The 18,760-nt window shown below is 40.2% G+C and carries 21 protein-coding genes and 1 pseudogene; 10 read left to right on the forward strand and 12 right to left on the reverse strand.

Annotated elements, in window-relative coordinates:
• Positions 1 to 67: 67 nt before the first annotated feature.
• Together ycf46 and HWQ23_RS26100 are read left to right on the forward strand one after the other, a co-directional pair.
• A complete protein-coding gene (ycf46, locus tag HWQ23_RS26095; protein WP_273762402.1) occupies positions 68 to 1,579 on the forward strand; it encodes a stress-responsive protein Ycf46 in 1,512 nt (503 codons plus the stop codon).
• Between the two features lie 142 nt (positions 1,580 to 1,721).
• Positions 1,722 to 2,072: a DUF1257 domain-containing protein gene (locus HWQ23_RS26100; RefSeq protein ID WP_012407317.1), complete on the forward strand. Its 351-nt coding sequence runs from the start codon at positions 1,722 to 1,724 to the stop codon at positions 2,070 to 2,072.
• 126 nt (positions 2,073 to 2,198) lie between these two features.
• Here HWQ23_RS26100 and HWQ23_RS26105 read toward each other — a convergent pair whose 3' ends face one another.
• Together HWQ23_RS26105 and HWQ23_RS26110 are read right to left on the reverse strand one after the other, a co-directional pair.
• Entirely contained in the window at positions 2,199 to 3,644 is a 1,446-nt protein-coding gene (locus tag HWQ23_RS26105) for a hypothetical protein (protein WP_292834899.1), read from the reverse strand.
• Between the two features lie 95 nt (positions 3,645 to 3,739).
• On the reverse strand, positions 3,740 to 4,600 hold the full coding sequence (locus HWQ23_RS26110) for a hypothetical protein (RefSeq protein ID WP_292834902.1): 861 nt from the start codon (positions 4,598 to 4,600) through the stop codon (positions 3,740 to 3,742).
• 491 nt (positions 4,601 to 5,091) lie between these two features.
• On the opposite strand from HWQ23_RS26110, the gene HWQ23_RS26115 reads away from it, so the two are divergent.
• Complete coding sequence (locus HWQ23_RS26115; protein WP_292834904.1) at positions 5,092 to 5,478, forward strand: hypothetical protein; 387 nt, start codon at positions 5,092 to 5,094, stop codon at positions 5,476 to 5,478.
• A 37-nt stretch (positions 5,479 to 5,515) separates the two neighbouring features.
• Here the strand turns inward: HWQ23_RS26115 and HWQ23_RS26120 are convergent, their stop codons facing one another.
• From HWQ23_RS26120 to HWQ23_RS26140, 6 genes and pseudogenes are all read right to left on the reverse strand, one after another.
• A complete protein-coding gene (locus HWQ23_RS26120; RefSeq protein ID WP_292834907.1) occupies positions 5,516 to 5,761 on the reverse strand; it encodes a DUF5678 domain-containing protein in 246 nt (81 codons plus the stop codon).
• 215 nt (positions 5,762 to 5,976) lie between these two features.
• Positions 5,977 to 6,213 (reverse strand): XisI protein, encoded by a 237-nt coding sequence (locus HWQ23_RS26125; protein WP_375466590.1) that lies wholly within the window; start codon positions 6,211 to 6,213, stop codon positions 5,977 to 5,979.
• A complete protein-coding gene (locus HWQ23_RS33740) occupies positions 6,129 to 6,335 on the reverse strand; it encodes an element excision factor XisI family protein (protein ID WP_375466589.1) in 207 nt (68 codons plus the stop codon). Before HWQ23_RS33740 ends, HWQ23_RS26125 begins: the two co-directional genes overlap by 85 nt.
• Entirely contained in the window at positions 6,323 to 6,739 is a 417-nt protein-coding gene (locus tag HWQ23_RS26130) for a XisH family protein (protein WP_292834910.1), read from the reverse strand. Before HWQ23_RS26130 ends, HWQ23_RS33740 begins: the two co-directional genes overlap by 13 nt.
• A gap of 46 nt (positions 6,740 to 6,785) precedes the next feature.
• Positions 6,786 to 7,451, reverse strand: a pseudogene (locus HWQ23_RS26135) (Uma2 family endonuclease).
• A 131-nt stretch (positions 7,452 to 7,582) separates the two neighbouring features.
• Positions 7,583 to 9,196 carry an NAD(P)H-quinone oxidoreductase subunit 4 gene (locus tag HWQ23_RS26140; RefSeq protein WP_292834913.1) on the reverse strand — a complete coding sequence of 538 codons (1,614 nt, stop codon included), beginning with the start codon at positions 9,194 to 9,196 and terminating at the stop codon, positions 7,583 to 7,585.
• Positions 9,197 to 9,494: 298 nt separating this feature from the next.
• Here HWQ23_RS26140 and HWQ23_RS26145 point away from each other — a divergent pair, with 298 nt between their 5' ends.
• The 4 genes from HWQ23_RS26145 to HWQ23_RS26160 all read left to right on the forward strand — a co-directional run bounded on the left by HWQ23_RS26145 (position 9,495) and on the right by HWQ23_RS26160 (position 13,504).
• Positions 9,495 to 10,229, forward strand: a complete 735-nt coding sequence (locus HWQ23_RS26145) for a glutathione peroxidase (RefSeq protein ID WP_292834915.1) — start codon at positions 9,495 to 9,497, stop codon at positions 10,227 to 10,229.
• Positions 10,230 to 10,450: 221 nt separating this feature from the next.
• The gene (locus HWQ23_RS26150; protein ID WP_292834918.1) at positions 10,451 to 11,692 is read left to right on the forward strand and encodes a hypothetical protein; all 1,242 of its coding nucleotides are present in this window, start codon (positions 10,451 to 10,453) and stop codon (positions 11,690 to 11,692) included.
• A 36-nt stretch (positions 11,693 to 11,728) separates the two neighbouring features.
• Entirely contained in the window at positions 11,729 to 12,496 is a 768-nt protein-coding gene (locus HWQ23_RS26155; RefSeq protein WP_292834921.1) for a phosphatase PAP2 family protein, read from the forward strand.
• A gap of 513 nt (positions 12,497 to 13,009) precedes the next feature.
• On the forward strand, positions 13,010 to 13,504 hold the full coding sequence (locus tag HWQ23_RS26160; RefSeq protein WP_292834924.1) for a DUF6174 domain-containing protein: 495 nt from the start codon (positions 13,010 to 13,012) through the stop codon (positions 13,502 to 13,504).
• Positions 13,505 to 13,994: 490 nt separating this feature from the next.
• Here the strand turns inward: HWQ23_RS26160 and HWQ23_RS26165 are convergent, their stop codons facing one another.
• Complete coding sequence (locus HWQ23_RS26165) at positions 13,995 to 14,267, reverse strand: hypothetical protein (RefSeq protein ID WP_292834927.1); 273 nt, start codon at positions 14,265 to 14,267, stop codon at positions 13,995 to 13,997.
• Positions 14,268 to 14,755: 488 nt separating this feature from the next.
• On the opposite strand from HWQ23_RS26165, the gene HWQ23_RS26170 reads away from it, so the two are divergent.
• The gene (locus HWQ23_RS26170) at positions 14,756 to 15,217 is read left to right on the forward strand and encodes a DUF7980 family protein (RefSeq protein WP_292834930.1); all 462 of its coding nucleotides are present in this window, start codon (positions 14,756 to 14,758) and stop codon (positions 15,215 to 15,217) included.
• 318 nt (positions 15,218 to 15,535) lie between these two features.
• Here HWQ23_RS26170 and HWQ23_RS26175 read toward each other — a convergent pair whose 3' ends face one another.
• Complete coding sequence (locus tag HWQ23_RS26175) at positions 15,536 to 16,345, reverse strand: prohibitin family protein (protein ID WP_292834933.1); 810 nt, start codon at positions 16,343 to 16,345, stop codon at positions 15,536 to 15,538.
• Positions 16,346 to 16,984: 639 nt separating this feature from the next.
• On the opposite strand from HWQ23_RS26175, the gene HWQ23_RS26180 reads away from it, so the two are divergent.
• Together HWQ23_RS26180 and HWQ23_RS26185 are read left to right on the forward strand one after the other, a co-directional pair.
• Entirely contained in the window at positions 16,985 to 17,113 is a 129-nt protein-coding gene (locus tag HWQ23_RS26180) for a hypothetical protein (protein WP_267923100.1), read from the forward strand.
• Between the two features lie 285 nt (positions 17,114 to 17,398).
• Positions 17,399 to 18,010: a hypothetical protein gene (locus HWQ23_RS26185; RefSeq protein ID WP_292834941.1), complete on the forward strand. Its 612-nt coding sequence runs from the start codon at positions 17,399 to 17,401 to the stop codon at positions 18,008 to 18,010.
• 20 nt (positions 18,011 to 18,030) lie between these two features.
• Here the strand turns inward: HWQ23_RS26185 and HWQ23_RS26190 are convergent, their stop codons facing one another.
• Positions 18,031 to 18,168 carry a hypothetical protein gene (locus tag HWQ23_RS26190; protein ID WP_292834944.1) on the reverse strand — a complete coding sequence of 46 codons (138 nt, stop codon included), beginning with the start codon at positions 18,166 to 18,168 and terminating at the stop codon, positions 18,031 to 18,033.
• Between the two features lie 7 nt (positions 18,169 to 18,175).
• Positions 18,176 to 18,724 (reverse strand): NUDIX hydrolase, encoded by a 549-nt coding sequence (locus HWQ23_RS26195; RefSeq protein ID WP_292834947.1) that lies wholly within the window; start codon positions 18,722 to 18,724, stop codon positions 18,176 to 18,178.
• Positions 18,725 to 18,760: the final 36 nt, after the last annotated feature.

Consider the following 18,760-nt stretch of genomic DNA (forward strand, 5'->3'; position numbering starts at 1 on the left):
TGATTCGGTTGTCTTTACCAGAAGCAATGTCTCTACTGTCTCTATAAGGTCTCAAGTAGGTCGAAGTATGAAAGAAGAGCTCAATATCCTAATTCAAGCTCAATACCCTTTAATCTACCTTGTGACCTCCGAGGAAGAGCGGGCCGAGCAAGCAGTTTCCACGATCGCCCAGTTGTTAAAGCCCCAGCGCCGAGTATTTGTTTGGACAGTAACACACGGGATTGTGGAGTATGGTCAACCCCGGAATGTCACCCAACATAATACCGTGTCTCCAGAGGCGGCGATTGAGTGGATAATTCGGCAGAAAGAACCTAGTATATTTATTCTTAAAGATTTACACCCCTTTATTGATGCGCCTGCAACAAACAGATCGTTACGTGATGCGATCGCTAGCTTCAAAGGTACGCAAAAGAATATCATTTTGATGTCGCCGATGCAGCAAGTACCTATAGAGTTGGAAAAAGAAGTTGTTGTTATCGACTTTACACTGCCAGATATGGCGGAGTTGAATAAAGTACTGACTCAGCACGTAGACCAAAATCGTGGTCGGCGGCTGACAACAGAAGCTAGAGAAAAGCTTCTGAGAGCAGCTTTAGGTCTAACTAAAGATGAAGCTGAGAAAGTCTACCGAAAGGCGCAGGTAACTACAGGGCGTTTGACGGAAGATGAAGTAGATATCGTTTTATCTGAGAAAAAGCAACTGATTCGGCGCAATGGGATCTTAGAATACATTGAAGAAGATGAAACCATTGATGCTGTAGGTGGCTTAGAAGAGTTAAAAAGATGGCTCAAGCAACGCTCTAACGCTTTCACAGAAAGAGCGAGAGAGTATGGTTTGCCTCAACCAAAAGGGATGTTAATTCTCGGAGTTCCCGGTTGCGGTAAGTCATTAATTGCCAAAACGACTTCCCGGCTGTGGGGTTTACCACTGTTGCGGTTGGATATGGGGCGAGTTTACGACGGCTCAATGGTGGGACGAAGTGAGGCAAACTTGCGGAACGCCCTGAAGACAGCAGAATCTATTTCCCCAGCGATTTTATTTATCGATGAATTGGATAAATCCTTTGCTGGTAGTGGAGGTTCATCTGATTCTGATGGGGGGACTTCCAGTAGAATCTTCGGTTCTTTCCTCACATGGATGCAAGATAAGAAATCACCAGTGTTCGTGATGGCAACTGCCAACCGAGTAGAACGCTTACCTGGGGAGTTCTTGAGGAAAGGACGCTTTGATGAGATTTTCTTTGTCGATCTGCCAACACCGGAAGAACGGCAGCAGATTTTCAATATTCATCTGACCAAGCGCCGTGAAGACATCTCTCGATTCGATCTTGAGCAATTAGCTAAGATGTCTGACGGCTTTTCTGGGGCAGAAGTTGAGCAAGCGATCGTTGCGGCAATGTATGAAGCTTTTGCCCAAGATCGGGAGTTCACGCAACTAGATATTATTGCTGCACTGAAGGCAACATTGCCGCTGTCTCGAACGATGCAAGAACAAGTAACGGCTCTGAGAGATTGGGCCAGACAGCGCGCACGCCCCGCAGCATCCTCCGTAGCTGAATATCAGCGAATGGAGTTTTAAAAGCTTTCCTCTGCCATCCCAGGGGGAAAGGCTAGCTCCCAATGCTAGCAGTTATAAGAAAAGCCGCATCCTGATAAGCGCGGCTTCGCCGAAAACAAACCGTTGTCGTTTTTCTCAATCTTCATCATTGGAGGAAACCCAAATGTCTCACTTTAGCACCCTGCGTACCAAGATCACCGATGCCGAAATCCTCAAGGCTTCCTTGCGCGACTTAGGTATCAGCGTAAAGACTGAAGCTGATGTCCGTGGTTATAACGGTCAGCGTGTCCGTTCTGACATCGTTGCTATGTTGGATGGCGAATATGACCTCGGCTGGTCTCGCAACAGCGATGGTTCTTTTGACCTAATTGCTGACTTGTGGGGAGTTGCTAAGAAGCACAACCAAACCGAGTTGATCAACTCCATCAACCAAAAGTATGCAGTTAACAAAACTTTGGCTGAAGTAAAACAACGCGGTCTGCAAAACGCTAACGTGAAGTTGGTATTGCAATAACAATTTCTCTGCGCGTTCCCAAAGCTGCACGGGTTAACCATATAAATAGCGGTTAGCCCGCTTTTTTATCGGGACTGAGATTTATTTCTCAGTCCCGATTTTTTATATTTTATTCTTTACTCGTACTCAGCTAAATATAAATAAGTCTAGCTCATCTACATTGTGAATAATATTTGAATCAGGAACGCCATATGACTCAGCTAGTTTAATGCTAGCTTCCAATCTCAATTCTAGGTTTAATTTAGAGTCAAAAGCTGCTCTAGCTAGGTCGCCCAATTTGTCATAAGTAGCGATAATATTAGCAATAGTAGTTTTGTAATCCTGATCAATTTGAGCAAGTAACTTTTGATAATATTGTTCTACTTGCTTGCACAGGGTTGCATTTTCTCCTAATAAATTTTTACAGAAATCAGAAACTATACGACCTGCAATTGTACCAATAACCGCACCAACAACAGGAATAGGTATCAATGCTTGTCCTATAGCTGCTCCAGTTGCCACCATTGCGGAATCTGCACAAGCAAATAAACTCAATTCTACAAATTCTTCTGAAGAAATTTCTCCGCGATTCCAACTTCTGACCAAACTGGCAACTTCCATACCAGCACTGACAAATGCACCAGCTAAAGGAGCAGACATTTGGTTGAAATTAGTTAACCCATAAATCGCCGTCGCCGATATACTACTAAGTGTTGCACCTGTAGCTGTATCTATACCAATTTCTTTCCAATCTTCAAGTGTTAACTCACCTTTAAAAACATTTTTTCCTTCCTTATATTTCCCATAAATTTTAGTAGCAAATCTAATGCTACCTCCTATAACTGCACCTTTAACCGCAACCCGACCAAAATCAGTTATGTTAGGTTGAGCTTCGGTACGTATTCTGTCTTTAATTTCTGCGTTATCTCTCTTTAATTCTTTGTCATGGCGAGCTAGCGTATCATCGACTTTACCTATTTGTACATCTGAATAGTTAGATGATGCAGGTTGGATAGTTTGATTAAAATGATGACCAGAAAGCTGTTCTATCTCATGAGCTTTTTCTTTTATTGCTTGAGCAGTACGAGTTGTTATTCCTTCTACATTTTCACCATTCAAAATTTTTTGAATGGTGTCATACTGGTCTTTAGGGATATGATAAAAAGACCCATCTCTGCCAAAATTATCATATTTCTTCATGTGGTCGAGAACATGATCCAGAGTATTTCCAGTACCATTGATAAATTTAGACTGTACCTGAACACCGTTAATTAAATAATCTTCTGGTGCTGTTCTTCCAACTCCCTCAAATGTGGCGCGAGGAGTCGAAGAGTTCAAGAGCGATTTAGCATTACGAATACCAACTTCTACTTGTTCAGCTATTTCACCGTGTTTTGTGCTTGTATTTGCCAAGATATTTTCAGGAGTAGCTAAAAAATCACGGACTTTATCAACTTCTTGAATAGCCGCAAAAAAGGCTTGGTCTTGTTTACTGAGTTCCCCAGCTAGTTGTTCTGCATGGTGCAAATTATCTTCTAATATTATTGCGGCAATAAATTGATTTGTCTGATGTCTATTTTCCAGTTTATCCATATACCAAACCTTTTATGTGTTGATTTGATCTAGCAAAATAATTGAGCTACCAACGAAACAAGGTTAGTAGCTCACTAGAAACTTACAATTTATTTCTACAGCTTGAGGTCTACTGTTTTTTTGAGTGACTGACTCAGCGCATGGATAGAATTAATTAAAACTGCCAGTCTTTCTTTGAAAAGCTGACTGAATTCTGGGTAATCTTTAGGAGCATTCTTTTGGAAGTATTGGATTTCGCTATAAATGAGATCAGCTAATCTGATAGTTTCCTTCTCAATAAGTTCTACTTCTTGTCTTGATGCGTTGACTTTAGGTATCAAACCTTCAATTTCAAAGGCGCGGCTATTGGCTTCTTTGCCAATTTTCTTATTTTCATGCTCTAAAACTAATCCACTAGTAGCTAAGGCTGCACCTCCAATAGCCCAGCCAACAGGCCCAGCCATTGCTAGTAATGCACTTCCACCTGCCATGCCAGTACCTCCAACAGTAGTAAGCGCACCACCACCTAAAAAGGCTAAAGCAGCATTAGTAGCCGCAGCACCGGAAAGAGAAGATATTGCAACACCTGTTGACGCTGTGCCGAAAGTGGTTGCAAACGCCATTGCAGCTGTCGGGCCAAGAAAGGCAACTCCTGCTCCGGCAACTAATCCAGCACCAGCTGTGGAACCTGCTACGAAGTTTTTATTGGTGTCTGCATCAATTAGCTGCCAGTCTTTACCTGTAATTTCTTTAAGCTGAAATTTAAGTTCAGCAATAACTTTGCTAAATTCTTTTGGTGAATTTGCCAGTGTGTTTATGTAACTTTCACAAAGTTTAATAGTATCAACCCCACGCTTGACTCGCTTTTGATAAAGACTTGCAGCCGCATCTTGTAAACACTTACAGACGTTTTCGTATTTATCTACTGCACTGCGTAGCCTCTGTTGAGCCTCTTTCCTGTATGTTCTTTTAAACATTGATTCCTCAAAAACTAAAAATAAGTGGTTGGCTTAAGATGAGCCATTGAATACAATATATTCAAAGTATGATTAAAATCATAATTGTATAAACACTTAAGTTATACTCTGTAAAAAAAAATTGGTTATGGTATAATCATTTAGTTATTCTAGTTTAGAGTACAAGATATAGTTTATTGAGTTAATAGTAGAAACTGAAATTGTTGAACAAATATTAACTGTTTAAGTTTATTTATAAAATAAAAATAAAGTAACCTATACATAAAAATTAAGTAATACTGCTCTAGTAATTTTTCTGTGATTATCAAAAATTTATATATGTTTTGAAATGTTGAATTCATTATCTACCAAACCTGAGTTAAATCTAAAAAAAAAACCAGATAGCAACGCTTCACTGCACAGTCTCTTAAATTAGATTCTTCAGTTTTGTTACCCTGAAACATATAATTACTAATTGCAAGTGAGAATAGAGAGGAGTATTTACAAGAGCTATGAGTACCCAAATCATCATTACCCTCCCAGATGAGATTTACCAACGTGCAGAACGCTTTGCACGGTTGGCAAATCGTGATATTGCTAGCATTTTAGTAGATACCATTCAACTTTCAATTCCGCCCGTCAGTGGGGACATTACCGACCTTGAGCCTGTATTTGCCCTTTCTGATGAACAAGTCCTGGTGCTGACTGAACTGCAAATGGAATCGGCACAGGATGCCCGATTAAGTGAACTGCTCGAGCGGCAACAATCAGGGATTCTTACTGAAGGCGATCGCTCAGAGTTACAAACCCTGATGCAGGTCTATCAAGAAGGACTGTTAAGAAAAGCCACTGCGTTGAGCGAAGCTGTCAAACGTGGGTTGATTGAACCCTTATGCTAGTGAGCAAGATTATTAACAATCATGGTGAGTGACGGTGCTAAAGCGAATTGGTAAAATTTATTTCTCTAGAAGCAGTGCGACGGGGAACTAAGTAAATTAAAAAAGGCTGTTTTGCAGCATTAGCTAATGCTAAAACTTCGCGTAAGTTTTCGCTGTGAGCAATTATTCCATTTACATTGTAAGCGATATATTGATTTTTATATAAATCTAATAACATCTGGCGGTTACGATTCAACCACTTGAACATTTCATCTCTTTCGCCTTTAGAGGGTGTTGTGTTCATATATTTAATATTTTCTTAGAATGTGAAATATCTCTGGCACTATTTTTAATCAGAAGCAATCCCAACCCTTGCGATTCTAACTGGTGCGCCAACTCTCACCGCATCAGATTTTGTGTTGTAAGCGTAGTTCGCCCAAAATACGGAGTTGCAACCCGGAAGCAGCAAATGTCAACCCGATGTTATTTGGGACTATTTCCTTTCAAACCTCAGCCATATTAACCAACAGCGAACTCGGTAAATTGTCGTTTAAAGGGGGAATGAAAAGCCAAAACGATGTCTTTTTTGGGTATACCTCGACTAATAAGTTCATTGGCGATACCTCCTTCAGTACCATCGTGTTGAATCCAAATTTTTTCGTTTTTAATATCTAAATGCAAAACACAGCCATATACACGGCGCTTATTTGACCATCCCGCGTGAATAACTTGGTAGCGATGCCTACGGCGGGGCAAAGCCCAACGCGTTCTCGATCAAAAATAACTTCTGCTTCGACTTCTTCGTTGCTGGCTTTAATTTCGCTGTAAGCTAGCAACAGTTCTTGAATAAGTTGGCGGTATTGTTCTACTTTTGCCATTTTACAATTGCCTCCTCTTCTGGATCGAAAACAATCAGCCGAACTTGGTAGCGTTGGATTAATAAGCGCGGTAGTTCTAAAGTAAAAAAAGAACGATAGGTGTCTAAGGGAACTGCTAAATATAGAAGTCTCTCAGGTTGTTCTTCTTCAAGTGCTAATTGATATTTGAGATACTGTCCTAAAGCAGTACTAAATTCAGTTGTAGTAGATGGAGCAACAAAGCTTTTAACTTCAACCGCAATTTTTTCTTGATTTCGTTCAGCTGCTAAAACTTTCTCTGCACCGAGGTTGATGTACATATCCAAACCACCAAAACGCAGGAAAAGCGGGTCATTAGTGATGAGCCAACCCTCTTTCTCCAAAGCGCGTTTTACTGCATCATGGAATATGTCTTTCGCCGGCATAGATTCCTAGAATTTTGATTTCGATATTATAAAACTAGCTTACTCCCTACCAAACCTGACTTAAATCCAAAACAAACCCAGGTAGCAACGGTTCACCATAAAGTGTCTTAGGATTATCTAATTCCTCAACCGCAATATTAGGACGATAAATAAAAACTCGGCGTTGTTTTCTATCAATTAACCAACCAAGTTGTGTTCCATTATCAATATACTCCTGCATCTTATCTTGTAAAACTTGCAAGCGATGCCTACGGCGGTAAACTACGCTCTGGGAACGCAACTCAATCACAAACTCAGGACAAATCGGCGCAAACTTTTTTCGCAGTTCCGGTGGTATCGCTTCCCAGCGATCGCGTTTTATCCACGCTGCATCAGGCGATGTCTACGACGGGCTACGCCTACGCACTGCACCATTAGGCAAAGTAAATCCACCACTGGAACCAAACCCTACACCTGTACCATCTTGCTTTACCCAAATACCCAACTGAACAATAACGTCAAAGTTGCGTTCATCAGTTTCGGAACCAGTAGGGGGCATAATCACTAATTCTCCAGCAGCATTACGTTCAATCCGAAAATCACCGTTTAACTGACAAAACTCGTAAAACTGGTCTTCGGTTAGTGCGTAGGCGTAGCCCGTCGTAGACATCGCAGGTTGTAATTGCAAGACCATTGGTACAATTTCTGTAGCTATAGGTAAGTTAATGGTCATAATTCATATTTTGGGGGCTTCACCTGTCTTTAAGATATATCTTGGCAAAATTTTAGGGGTGGTTTCGTAACCACCCCTTCATTCCCCTAATATTTAGAATTTACTTGCAGTCCCCTGAATGGGAAGTTAATTTACTCAGAAATATTAATCGAACTTTCAACTTGAGAATTAGCCAATGTTGGGGCAGAGAAAATCCGCGAGTACAGACTTGATGGTTGTTTATGGGCAACAACTGGTAGAACTTGGCGAGCATGGGCGGCTAATTCCACAGCCTTCACATCATAAGTCTGCGTTGCTAACTTGGGATAAAACCCGATTCCGATGATTGGCAGCAGCAAACAAGCGGTAATAAATATTTCGCGGGGTTTGACATCAGATATTATAGCATCCAAGTGCAACTCTTTACTTTGTTCACCGTAGAACACTTGACGTAGCATCGACAGTAAATAAATCGGTGTCAAAATCACGCCAACGGCTGACAGCAACACAACTACAATTTTGAAGCTGGAACTGTAAACATCACTGGTGGCGATACCGAGAAATACCATCAACTCACCCACAAAACCACTCATTCCGGGTAAGGCGAGAGAAGCCATTGAACCAATAGTAAACAGAGCAAAGGTTTTCGGCATTACTTTGGCCATACCGCCCATTTTATCCATCATCAAGGTGTGGGTGCGATCGTAAGTCACGCCAGACAGGAAGAACAAGCTAGCAGCAATCAAACCGTGGGAAACCATCTGTAGCACTGCACCGCTAATACCCAGTTCCGTGTAGGAGGCAATCCCAATCAACACAAACCCCATGTGGGCAATTGAAGAGTAAGCCAATCGGCGTTTGAGATTGGTTTGGGCAAAGGCACAGCAAGCACCGTAGACAATGTTCACTACACCCAAAATCGCTAATACTGGCGCAAAAGTCACATGGGCATTGGGCAACATTTCCACATTGAAGCGGATGAGAGCATAACCACCCATTTTTAACAACACACCAGCCAAAATCATTGAACCAGGTGCTGATGCTTCACCGTGAGCATCAGGTAGCCAAGTGTGTAAGGGGAAAATCGGCAACTTCACACCGAAGGCAATCAAGAAACCTCCATAAACCAACAATTCCAAGGTTTTGGGGTATTCTTTCATTCCCAGAGTCGCCATGTCGAAGGTGACGGTATCTCCAGAAAAGACAAGTGCAAAACCGGCAATCAAGATAAATATTGATGCGGCGGCGGTGTAAAGAATGAACTTGGTAGCGGCATAACGGCGATTTTGTCCTCCCCAGATGGAAATCAGCAGGTAAACCGGCACTAACTCGATTTCCCACATCAGGAAAAAGAGCAGCAAATCCTGGGCGACAAATACGCCAAGCTGGGCGCTGTACATCACTAACATCAAACCATAAAATAATCGCGGCTTGGTGGTAACTTTCCAAGCCGCGAATATTGCGAGGGTATTTATTAAGCCTGTCAGAAGCAGTAAGGGCATCGATAATCCATCAACACCCACAGCCCAATGCAAACCTAACTGTGGTATCCAAGGATAGTTTTCTACAAGTTGGAGTCTTGAACTTTGGAAGTCGTACTTATACCAAAAGGCATAAATCATCAGTGCAAAGTCGGCAAAAGCTACTCCCAAACCATACCAACGGACAGTTCTACCTTCTTTGTCTGGGATTAGGGGGATGGCTAAGGCAGCCACCAAGGGTAAAAGGATTATGGCTGTTAGCCAGGGAAATTCAATAGCATTCATCACTTCTGACAACCAATTTTGCCTTCTCGCTTTTATTACATTATATTAAGGAGGTTATAGTTTTGTAAACTTTATTGTACTCTAGAAGATTAAATTTTCTTTTCGCTTTTGACAGAAATATATACTCATCGAATGTCCATTTATCAGGATAAATAAGAATAAATACTTATCGGATTTTGCGGTTTGGCAGAGAAGCACGAACGGGGACGAAAGCGCGTAGCAAGACGAAGTACAGTTTTAATCAGTTCTGCCATGATAGGTTATGACTGGAATTGTGATTACTTCAGGAAACAAAATTATGTTCGCCAATCGCCGAGGACAAAGAGTACCCAATGTCACTTTCCATACTCGCAATAACAACGGCTGGGTGGATGTGACAACCGATGATCTATTTGCTAATAAGACAGTGGTTGTCTTCTCTTTACCAGGTGCTTATACTCCAACTTGTTCATCAACTCATCTCCCTGGCTACAACGAATTGGCTAAGGTTTTCAAGGAAAATGGTGTTGATGAGATTATCTGTATTTCTGTCAATGATGCCTTTGTGATGAACGAATGGGCGAAGGATCAAGAAGCAGAAAATATCAAATTAATTCCCGATGGTAATGGTGAATTTACTGAAGGCATGGGTATGCTGGTAGATAAATCAGACTTAGGGTTTGGGAAGCGATCGTGGCGCTATTCTATGCTGGTGAAAGATGGTGTAATTAATCAGATGTTTATTGAGCCAGACGAGCCAGGAGATCCCTTTAAGGTGTCCGATGCCGAAACAATGCTCAGATACATCAACCCCCAAGCAGTGAAGCCGGAAGTAGTTTCCCTGTTTGCGAAAGTTGGTTGTCCCTTCTGTGCCCGTGCGAAGGTGATGCTCAAGGAACATGACATTAGCTACGAAGAAATTACCTTGGGCAAGGATATCACCACACGCTCTTTACGAGCAGTTACGGGTGCGACAACAGTTCCCCAAGTGTTTATCGATGGTAAATTAATTGGTGGTTCTGAGGCACTAGAAGCCTACTTCGCTGCTAAATAGTTTTCAGTTGGCGCACACAGCCGTTACCAAAGTCATGGTATTTTTTACCGCAGCCTGATTTGTATTGAGAACCCCGACTTCTTTGAGAAGTCGGGGTTCTGTTTTTTCAAAAGTCAGCAGTTAACAAATCTTCAGATGGGTAGATGTATTTTTGCCCAGATACTCACTACTGATCATATAAAATTGACTCGGATTGAATTCCCATTTATTTAAAAGACAATATGTTTGCCAGAATCCGCCGTCTTTTGAGTCAATTTTTTAGTAAATCAAGGACAATCAACAACGAACCACTGAATAAAGTGAGTTTGATTGTGATTATTATAATTGATATTTTTATTTTGATTAATGTTTTTACAGGACTGGATGATATTAGCAGATGGCATATCAGCCCGAACAACGCTTATCCATGTTATTCAGAGTGGCAAAATTATCGCGCAAAAACCACTAAAGATAAAGACTATGAAATTGTTAAACTTTCATTGCCACAGAACACGAACAATCAACTCAGTTTTCAGCGAAACTATCAACAAGCCGAAGTAGGACATCTGGGTAAGGTTTCTAAAACGTGCTTGCAATATGCCGACTACAAAGATAAGATTAACAATCCTGAAAAGCAGCAAATCATCACAACTATTGATCAGAAAGAAGTGCAAATCAGTAGGTTTGAAGAAGCAAATCGCACTATTAAATCCCAATATGACTCAACGCTATTAGAAAAAATTGCCGGTCAGGGTCGTGAACAATCAATTAATCAAGTCAGTGCTGAAAAAGCTAAACAAGCATTAGAACAAAATAATCGCCAAATTTTCACCCTTAAACAGGAAAATTATACTCTTAAAAATGAATTGCTTGCCAAACCGGAAAGCATTAGTTTTATAGCCTTTCTTAAAGATGACAATCAATTCCGGGAAGTTGACAAAGGCTATCAGCAGGCATCATTTTGGTATCCAAGTATCCAGCTTGCTTTTCAGTCGCTCTTTCTTCTACCACTGATTTTCATTGCCTTATCAGTTCACAAATTTGCCCAAGGAAGAGGATATGGACTCATCTCCCTAATTAGCTGGCATTTGCTAGTTATCTTTTTTATCCCACTAATCGTTAAAATATTTGAATTTCTTCAAATAGGTGCAATATTTAAATTTTTATTTGATATTATTAGCGCCATTTTTGGTGGTTTACTTTTCCTGATAAATTATCTTTATATCTTGCTGATTCCAATTATCGGTTTTGGAATTATCCAGTTTTTTCAAAAATTTGTCTTTAATGCTAAAGTCCAGGCAGCTAGCAGAGTTCAAAAATCACGCTGTGTCAATTGTGCTAAGAAAATTCGACACCTTGATACTTACTGTCCGCACTGTGGCTATTATCAGTACACTGAATGCCAAAACTGTCATAATCTTACTTATACACATTTGCCGTATTGTAAACATTGTGGAACTTCTCAAGATTCCAGTAATTTGTAATCAGTGAAGTCCTTTATCAGTCTTTTTAACTTAGATATGGAAAAAGTGAAAACAGCCAATAAAGAGAGTCAGTCGCCGCTTTCTTTTCTCAAAAACCTGTTGATTGCGCGTTGGCGATCGCTCTTACTCCTCTTGATAGGAGTATATTTACCTTTGCAGACCTTTGAGATCCTAACAGTGAAGATATGGCAAAATCAAGCTGGCTTACCGTGGGATGTGCCTATTCTGTTAGCAATTCATTCTACAGCAAACCCACAGCTTGATGTTTTAGCAGTGACGCTAGCTATAATTGGGTTGCCTTGGACAGCGATACCGATTTTGGGTGCGATCGCACTCATATTATTACTTCAAAAACGCTGGCGATCGCTAACTTATTTACTCACCGCCTCACTGGGAAGCATCATCATCAACCGCACAGCAAAGGAATTAATGCATCGAGTGCGTCCGCAATTGTGGCAGTCCATTGCACCTGAGTCTAGTTTTGCATTTCCCAGCGCTCATGCCATGACAAGTATAACTCTGGTAGCAATTTTGCTATTCTTAACTTGGGCTAGCTCCTGGCGCTGGTTGTTTCTCATATTCGGCAGCTTATATGTAATAGCTATTGCGTGGTGTCGTCTCTATCTGGGGGTTCACTTTCCCAGTGACATTCTCGCAGGTTGGATGGTTTCATTAGGTTGGACAATTGGCGTCAGTCTAATCATCAGACCGTATACAACTAAAGCCAAATCCCTTGATGGCGAACGCCCTAAGGATGAAACTAGCTTACTCCCTGAAGAAAGAAAGTTGATAACTGAGGAGTGATATTATGTCCGCTTAAAGACTTATGATTTAGGCTGACGCACAGACACGCAGACAGGGAGAGATTTTAATGATAAATCATATGAAAGCTTGTTACCGTGTCCATGACTAATAAGATAGATTTACATATACAGATTATGGACACAGATCACGTTCATTTCTCCTCTTCATGAATAGGGGCGGTAGCGAAACGAATGGGAAATCTGTACTACTACAAAAAGTGAGTGTCACAAATAATTTCACTGTTTTGGTAATCACATTGAAGCACATTAAAATAATTCCTAATGACGCTCTCTACGAACGCTTTTAGCGTGTCGCAGACAGACGCTAAAAGCGTAGCTTGTCGGGCGCTGGAGTACGCGGACACGAGAAAGCGTGACGAAGACAGTAATTCGTAATTAAGTTTTGTAACGGGGATAAAGACAAGAGCCACAAAACTTACCGCTTGTTAGTTGCTCTTTACTTAAACCCCCGGAATTAGTTAAAGTGAGCAATTAGAGTTAAGGATAGATTTAGATGCGCTTGCCAATTGCAATTAGTACCATTTTAGTGGCGTCTTTGGGTTTGAATGCACCTGTTATGCCTCAACCTCCTATACAGGTAGCGCAAACACCAGCATTGACTAGTTTCACCTTTGAACAATTTAAGATTAATTACAAATTATGGAGACAGCAAAGAATCCCTAACTATCGCTATGAATTCACTAGAAGTTGCTTTTGTTTCCCCAAAGCCACAGAAGTAGTGATTATTGAAGTACGGAATGGTGTTACAACTTCTATCACTTCTAAACAGACTGGTAAACCAGTAGATGGACAATTGTTTCAAAAATACAATACTATTCCTAAACTCTTTAATATCATTGGAAATGCGCTGACTCGGAAAGCGGCAAATCTGACCGTACAATATGATCCGATAATTGGCTACCCAACTCAAATTAACATTGATTATAATAGCAAAATAGCTGATGATGAAATTTTCTTCACAATTAAGAATCTGCAAAAAATCAAGTAAATATAGCTAACGAGAGCAATATCGAAATAAGCTAAAAAACATCCAAGAAAGCATAATCGAATTAAATATAACTCTTGTGGGGTGGGCCAAAAGCCCACCCAGCTTATGTAATTTAAATGTGGAACAGCTTAGAACAACCCGCCCCTTAATTCAACTACTTCTGTATCAGCAGATATTTGGGGTGGGTTGCTTTTGTTATTTTGTCGGTCTAAATTCTATTTGTAAACCGGATTTTAACCGGGGCAGCAATATTATATATCATAAGTTTGCACTCTCACCGAATTTTAGATTTTAAATTTTGGAAAATGGAATTGTTGGGCGTTGCCTAAGAAGAGAAGATTCAAAATCCAAAATTTAAAAAGGTTCCAGAGCAAGCTTTCTTTAAACAAAAAATTGCCACCATATTCAATCTCATCCTGGATATTCTGTGGGAACGTTACGCAATGTACAACTTAATATTCTGACCTCTCTCCTGCAAGGAGAAGCCCTATTACGATCCTTGCAAAAGTTCATTAATTGAACTTATACCCTGTTTAATTTGTTCTGTCAGAGAAGTTATTAATAAGTTAAGAGTTTCGCCTGAAAAATTGAGTAATCCCAAAGCATATAATAGGCTGGAAATCCCAATAACTAGAGCCAAAAATCTCCCAAAACAACCGGGATTAATTTCAATAAAAGCTAATTTAGATTGCCCAATGACAGCAATCGTTATAAAAATAATTCCTGCTATTAAAAATGTGCTATTTGGAGTTAAATCTGTCATTTTCCTATTAAGATGCCTCGATACTTTCATTGTAGCTATTATTAGTTCAAATTTATGCACTGGCTATATGCAAAAACATAAAAATTTTCCTACTCAACATCCACCCACCCTAACATAAGGAACCTCTGGCTACTGGATCTGATCGTGTGCTATGATTTATAAAGATATATTCTGATTTTGAAACCTATTGAGCGACAAATAGCGTTGATTGTCTCAATTCTGTATAAATCGTTCTATTTCGCTCAAATACCGAAGAACTAACCCAGATTTTGCCAGAAGGGAACTGACTCATGCATCTCTGGTAGAAATCAGACATTGTTAAGTTCGCAGCTGATTTAAACCTGAATTTTGCTTTTTACTATTTTGCTGAAACTACGTAGTGGTAAAGCTTTCAGCATCAAAAAGCCAAAATATTATAACTCCTGTACTAGACTTTGGCTTAGTTTATATATTAAAGTACACTAAGTCGATAGGAATAGTGGGTTTTTATGGAAAGCGTCCAAAACGTCAGTCAAGAGTTGAATGTAGCAGGAGACACAACTCTGGAGGACTTACAACAGTCAACTCCAAAAGAGTTCAAAAAAGACATTTTCAAAAAACTCAGAGGTGGATTATTTCTAGTACTGGGATATTTGTTGTCACCACTATGTTGGTGGAATGACCTACTATTCAATTTGCCAATAGCTTATGGTTTTGGGTATGCATGTAGTTTATTTTCCCCAAAATTGCTTCTACCTTGTTCAATGATCGGATACTGGCTCTCTAATATTGTGGGAATTCTCTTGATGCAATTCGGTTCTAAGGACATTTTTCAAAAAGAACCTCAAGAGCATAACCTCAAAAAAGAATTAGTCACGGGTTTAATTTCTTCAACAGTTTATACCCTGTTGATTATGCTATTGATTCAGTTGAAGATTCTCGATCTTCCCATTTTATTCTCCAACGGTTAATTTAGTTGATCACCTTTCTACAAATGAACGGGTTGTAGGGATGTACAGATGTGCGTCCCTATGTATAAGCAGATACAAGTTCAGTTAAGGATTTTTGGTATGTAGAGACGTTGCAATGCAACGTCTCTTGCATTGGATTTGGGGCTTAACTGAACCGTATTGATGTATAAGCAGATATTTTCTTAAAAATAGGACTTACGCACAGGTAAGGGAAAATCGTAGACGCGGGGCGGCTTGCCGCAGGCTACCACAGAGGCACAGAGAACACGGAGGAATAAGAGTTTGAGAGGTATTTTGCGTAAGTCCTGAAAAAGAATCTCAATTTTTATCAAATTTTAAAATTTCACTTAAATTAAGCAATTTTGGAGCGTCCTTACTTACAATTAATGGCAGATTCCCATTCCATTTTTCTATCGCTTGCCTTTGCAGAATTTCTGGAGTTAAACCATCACGTAATAATCTATGCGCCTCAGCCTCTCCTTTTGCTAAATTAACTTTTACCTCAGCCTCTTTTGTTGCTTTTAAGGCGATAAACTCTGCTTGTTTTGCTTCTTGTTCAGCAATCTGCTTCGCCTCCACCGCCTCACCAAATCGTTCTGAAAAATGGACATGAACTAGAGAAATATCATCAACTGCGATGTGATAGCTACCCAGTCGTGTGGACAATGTATCATCTACTCCACCTTTGACTTCTCCTCGTTTAGTAATAATTTCTTCAGCAGTATACTTTGCCATTACTGCTTTTAGCACTTCTTCAACGGCTGGGTTAATAATCCGAATGACTATATCTTGTTCATCTCCAATTTCTTGAAAAATAGCATTTGCTTTCTGGGGAATAATATGCCAGTTGAGAGCTACATCGGTGAAAACATTTTGTAAATCTTTGGAAGAAGCTTCAGCCGAAATTTCCTGTTTTTGGACTCGAATACTCAACTTTTTCACAGTATTGACTACAGGAATAATTAAGTGAAGTCCTTCTCCTAATATCTGGTTTTGTACTTCGCCAAATTTCATCAATACACCACGTTCGCCTGCATTTACAATTACACAAGGCGTGAGGAAGAGAGTTATCAAGAACAAAAGAGCAGTGAGTTTACCGGCACTGTTAAAAGTTGTATTTTTTTTCATCTGTGTGAAACATATATGCGTCTGGGATAGAGACACATATTTAGGAGTTGTGGGCTTCTTGGTGTCATGCTCTTATAACTTTGGCTCTAAGTCAATTTTCGTATCACTCTAGACAAGGTAACAAATCAGTATTACCAATAAGCAAGTCCCTGACTAAGCAGTTAATTTATTGAATATACAGGCGTATAAGTAAGTCGGTGAGAATAAATCAAACTAGATTAAGTAATGTAAAAAATCTTGAGATTAGTTCGTAGTGAGGACTTTAGTCCTCAAATGATGGCTGAAGCCCTCACTACAAACCTTGAATTATTCACACCGCTCTACTTAGTTCAGCCGCCAATGTGTACTTTACTACCCCAACTTGGAGCTAGCGAAGCTTAGGGTAGCTTTATGTTTACCTAAATTACTGTAATAATATCGAAAAATCGTAGTATTTGAAAAGGTAATACCAATTCAAAAAATCTTTGCGACAGATTAATCATCTGTAGGGGCGCAAAGCCTTGCGCCCCTAGCCGTATATTTGTCGGATTCTTTTTTCAAACTGGTATAAAATTGCCCTTCATTGAGTAAAGCAGCAGGGCAAATCACACTGTTAATTATCAAAAAATGTACCCAGATGATTCCCCAACGATAAAGAATATGATTATTGAGGAAATTTGTCAGGAAGCAACGGGAGCAGCAATCACAGTTTTTCAAGGCTATACGCTACAGGATCTTTACGATAAAGCACTAGAGGCGCAACGTATCCAACCCATGTACTACATTTAGCTATTGTTTTCAATTTATAAAGTTACTGCAAAGTTTAAGATAAAACTTCGTAAAGTTACACCGTGAAAACTCTATAAGTGTAAAGTATAAGTTGTAAAAAGTTTAAATATTACGCGATCTGCAACTTATTCTTAGAACTCAGCTTCCATTCCTCTTGCCTAAAAGGAGAGAAGCTTTGATTCTTGCTCCCCAACCTAGTAGCAAAGGGGTTGAGGGTTAGGTTTGAGAGAAAGTTGCACACTGCGTAATATTAGCTTTGGGTATTTACACCAAATTTAGATAACTATGAAAATAGGAAGGACAACCTTATGTATGGGAGTGGGGCTGGGGCTTTCTTTTGCCCTTTCGTCGGCTCCTGCAATAGCAGTAGGAATTGGTGGCGGTATTACAAGCGGACCTGATGACTCATTTTCTATCGACTTCACTCTCTTTGACGAGGTGCTTTCTAAGTCCGATGTAGTTAGCATCACCCTAAACGGTAGTACAGCTAGTAGTTTTCCCCTTGTTTGGGAAGATGTCGTCAACAAAATTCCTCCACCTGGTGCATCAGTTTCAATCTCTGGTCAAAATACACAATTACTAGCTTTCAACTTTACCCCAACCTCTGATGGATTCAACCCCGGTGAAAGTTTTAGCTTCTCTGTAGACCCAGACACAGTTGATGACCCAGATGCTGCTATTACTATCCAACAACTGATTGGAACACAAGTCAATTTTAATTTTGCGGACTCCTCATCGTTTCTCGGTGTGTTCGTGGATAATCCAGCGCCAAATGCTGGATTAGTATTGCGTCCGCAGACTGTACCGGAATCGGCTTCATCTTTAGGTATGGTGTTTGGCGCTTTGGGTGTAGGTTTAGTGCTAAAACTCAAACAAAAAGCCATAGCTAAAGTATAGATTGAGAGGCAAGTATTATGTCATCCCTGGTAGCTACCAGGGATAAATCGAAAACGCGGATGTTTGACGTATCGACTCAAATCATTGTTAACTAAAATCTCGTCGGCATATTCAAAGTCTGCACCGTAGGCATCTGCCATCGCTAACTCTAGCAGCATATTGATATTAAATTAAAAACGGACGCGCCAGAAAAAAGCTAGAAACTGATTTAGCATCTACCGGTTCTCCCTCCAGAATCGCTTTCTCTAATTCTTCGGGAGTCAAAAACACAGTTTCGATATCCTCGTCTCCATCTTGTGGTGGTGGTGTCTCCAGCTTTTCCAAATCTCGCGCCAGAAAAGCATAGATAATCTCATCAGAATAGCCGGGAGCTAAGAAAAATTCGCCTAGTTTGTCCCATTTTTGGGCACTATAGCCAGTTTCTTCTGCGATTTCACGCTGTATTGTCTCTAAAGGTTCTTCATTGACTTCCACAGTTCCCGCCGGAAATTCTAATATCCGTCCCTGAATTGCAAAACGATACTGGCGCACGAGTACAAGTTTACCCTCTGGTGTCACCGGCACAGCTAGAGCGCCACCAGGGTGACGAATACATTCCCATTCTCCTTCTGATTTATTAGGCAAACGCAAGCGATTAACTTCAAAATCAAACTTGCGTCCTTTATAAAACAGGCGTTGTTTCAGTAGTTGTGGTAATTCTCTACCTAATGGCATAATATAATCTGATTATCTGTGAATACAGAGGCGAAA

The sequence above is a fragment of the Nostoc sp. JL33 genome, assembly GCF_017114985.1.
Lineage (GTDB): Bacteria > Cyanobacteriota > Cyanobacteriia > Cyanobacteriales > Nostocaceae > Nostoc.

Bases quoted from the DNA above. Each gene is read 5' to 3' on its own strand.
- ycf46 (WP_273762402.1), top strand. From the start codon at position 68: ATGAAAGAAGAGCTCAATATCCTAATTCAAGCTCAATACCCTTTAATC.
- HWQ23_RS26100 (WP_012407317.1), top strand. From the start codon at position 1,722: ATGTCTCACTTTAGCACCCTGCGTACCAAGATCACCGATGCCGAAATC.
- HWQ23_RS26105 (WP_292834899.1), bottom strand. From the start codon at position 3,644: ATGGATAAACTGGAAAATAGACATCAGACAAATCAATTTATTGCCGCA.
- HWQ23_RS26110 (WP_292834902.1), bottom strand. From the start codon at position 4,600: ATGTTTAAAAGAACATACAGGAAAGAGGCTCAACAGAGGCTACGCAGT.
- HWQ23_RS26115 (WP_292834904.1), top strand. From the start codon at position 5,092: ATGAGTACCCAAATCATCATTACCCTCCCAGATGAGATTTACCAACGT.
- HWQ23_RS26120 (WP_292834907.1), bottom strand. From the start codon at position 5,761: ATGAACACAACACCCTCTAAAGGCGAAAGAGATGAAATGTTCAAGTGG.
- HWQ23_RS33740 (WP_375466589.1), bottom strand. From the start codon at position 6,335: ATGGCAAAAGTAGAACAATACCGCCAACTTATTCAAGAACTGTTGCTA.
- HWQ23_RS26130 (WP_292834910.1), bottom strand. From the start codon at position 6,739: ATGCCGGCGAAAGACATATTCCATGATGCAGTAAAACGCGCTTTGGAG.
- HWQ23_RS26140 (WP_292834913.1), bottom strand. From the start codon at position 9,196: ATGAATGCTATTGAATTTCCCTGGCTAACAGCCATAATCCTTTTACCC.
- HWQ23_RS26145 (WP_292834915.1), top strand. From the start codon at position 9,495: ATGTTCGCCAATCGCCGAGGACAAAGAGTACCCAATGTCACTTTCCAT.
- HWQ23_RS26150 (WP_292834918.1), top strand. From the start codon at position 10,451: ATGTTTGCCAGAATCCGCCGTCTTTTGAGTCAATTTTTTAGTAAATCA.
- HWQ23_RS26155 (WP_292834921.1), top strand. From the start codon at position 11,729: ATGGAAAAAGTGAAAACAGCCAATAAAGAGAGTCAGTCGCCGCTTTCT.
- HWQ23_RS26160 (WP_292834924.1), top strand. From the start codon at position 13,010: ATGCGCTTGCCAATTGCAATTAGTACCATTTTAGTGGCGTCTTTGGGT.
- HWQ23_RS26165 (WP_292834927.1), bottom strand. From the start codon at position 14,267: ATGACAGATTTAACTCCAAATAGCACATTTTTAATAGCAGGAATTATT.
- HWQ23_RS26170 (WP_292834930.1), top strand. From the start codon at position 14,756: ATGGAAAGCGTCCAAAACGTCAGTCAAGAGTTGAATGTAGCAGGAGAC.
- HWQ23_RS26175 (WP_292834933.1), bottom strand. From the start codon at position 16,345: ATGAAAAAAAATACAACTTTTAACAGTGCCGGTAAACTCACTGCTCTT.
- HWQ23_RS26180 (WP_267923100.1), top strand. From the start codon at position 16,985: ATGATTATTGAGGAAATTTGTCAGGAAGCAACGGGAGCAGCAATCACA.
- HWQ23_RS26185 (WP_292834941.1), top strand. From the start codon at position 17,399: ATGAAAATAGGAAGGACAACCTTATGTATGGGAGTGGGGCTGGGGCTT.
- HWQ23_RS26190 (WP_292834944.1), bottom strand. From the start codon at position 18,168: ATGCTGCTAGAGTTAGCGATGGCAGATGCCTACGGTGCAGACTTTGAA.
- HWQ23_RS26195 (WP_292834947.1), bottom strand. From the start codon at position 18,724: ATGCCATTAGGTAGAGAATTACCACAACTACTGAAACAACGCCTGTTT.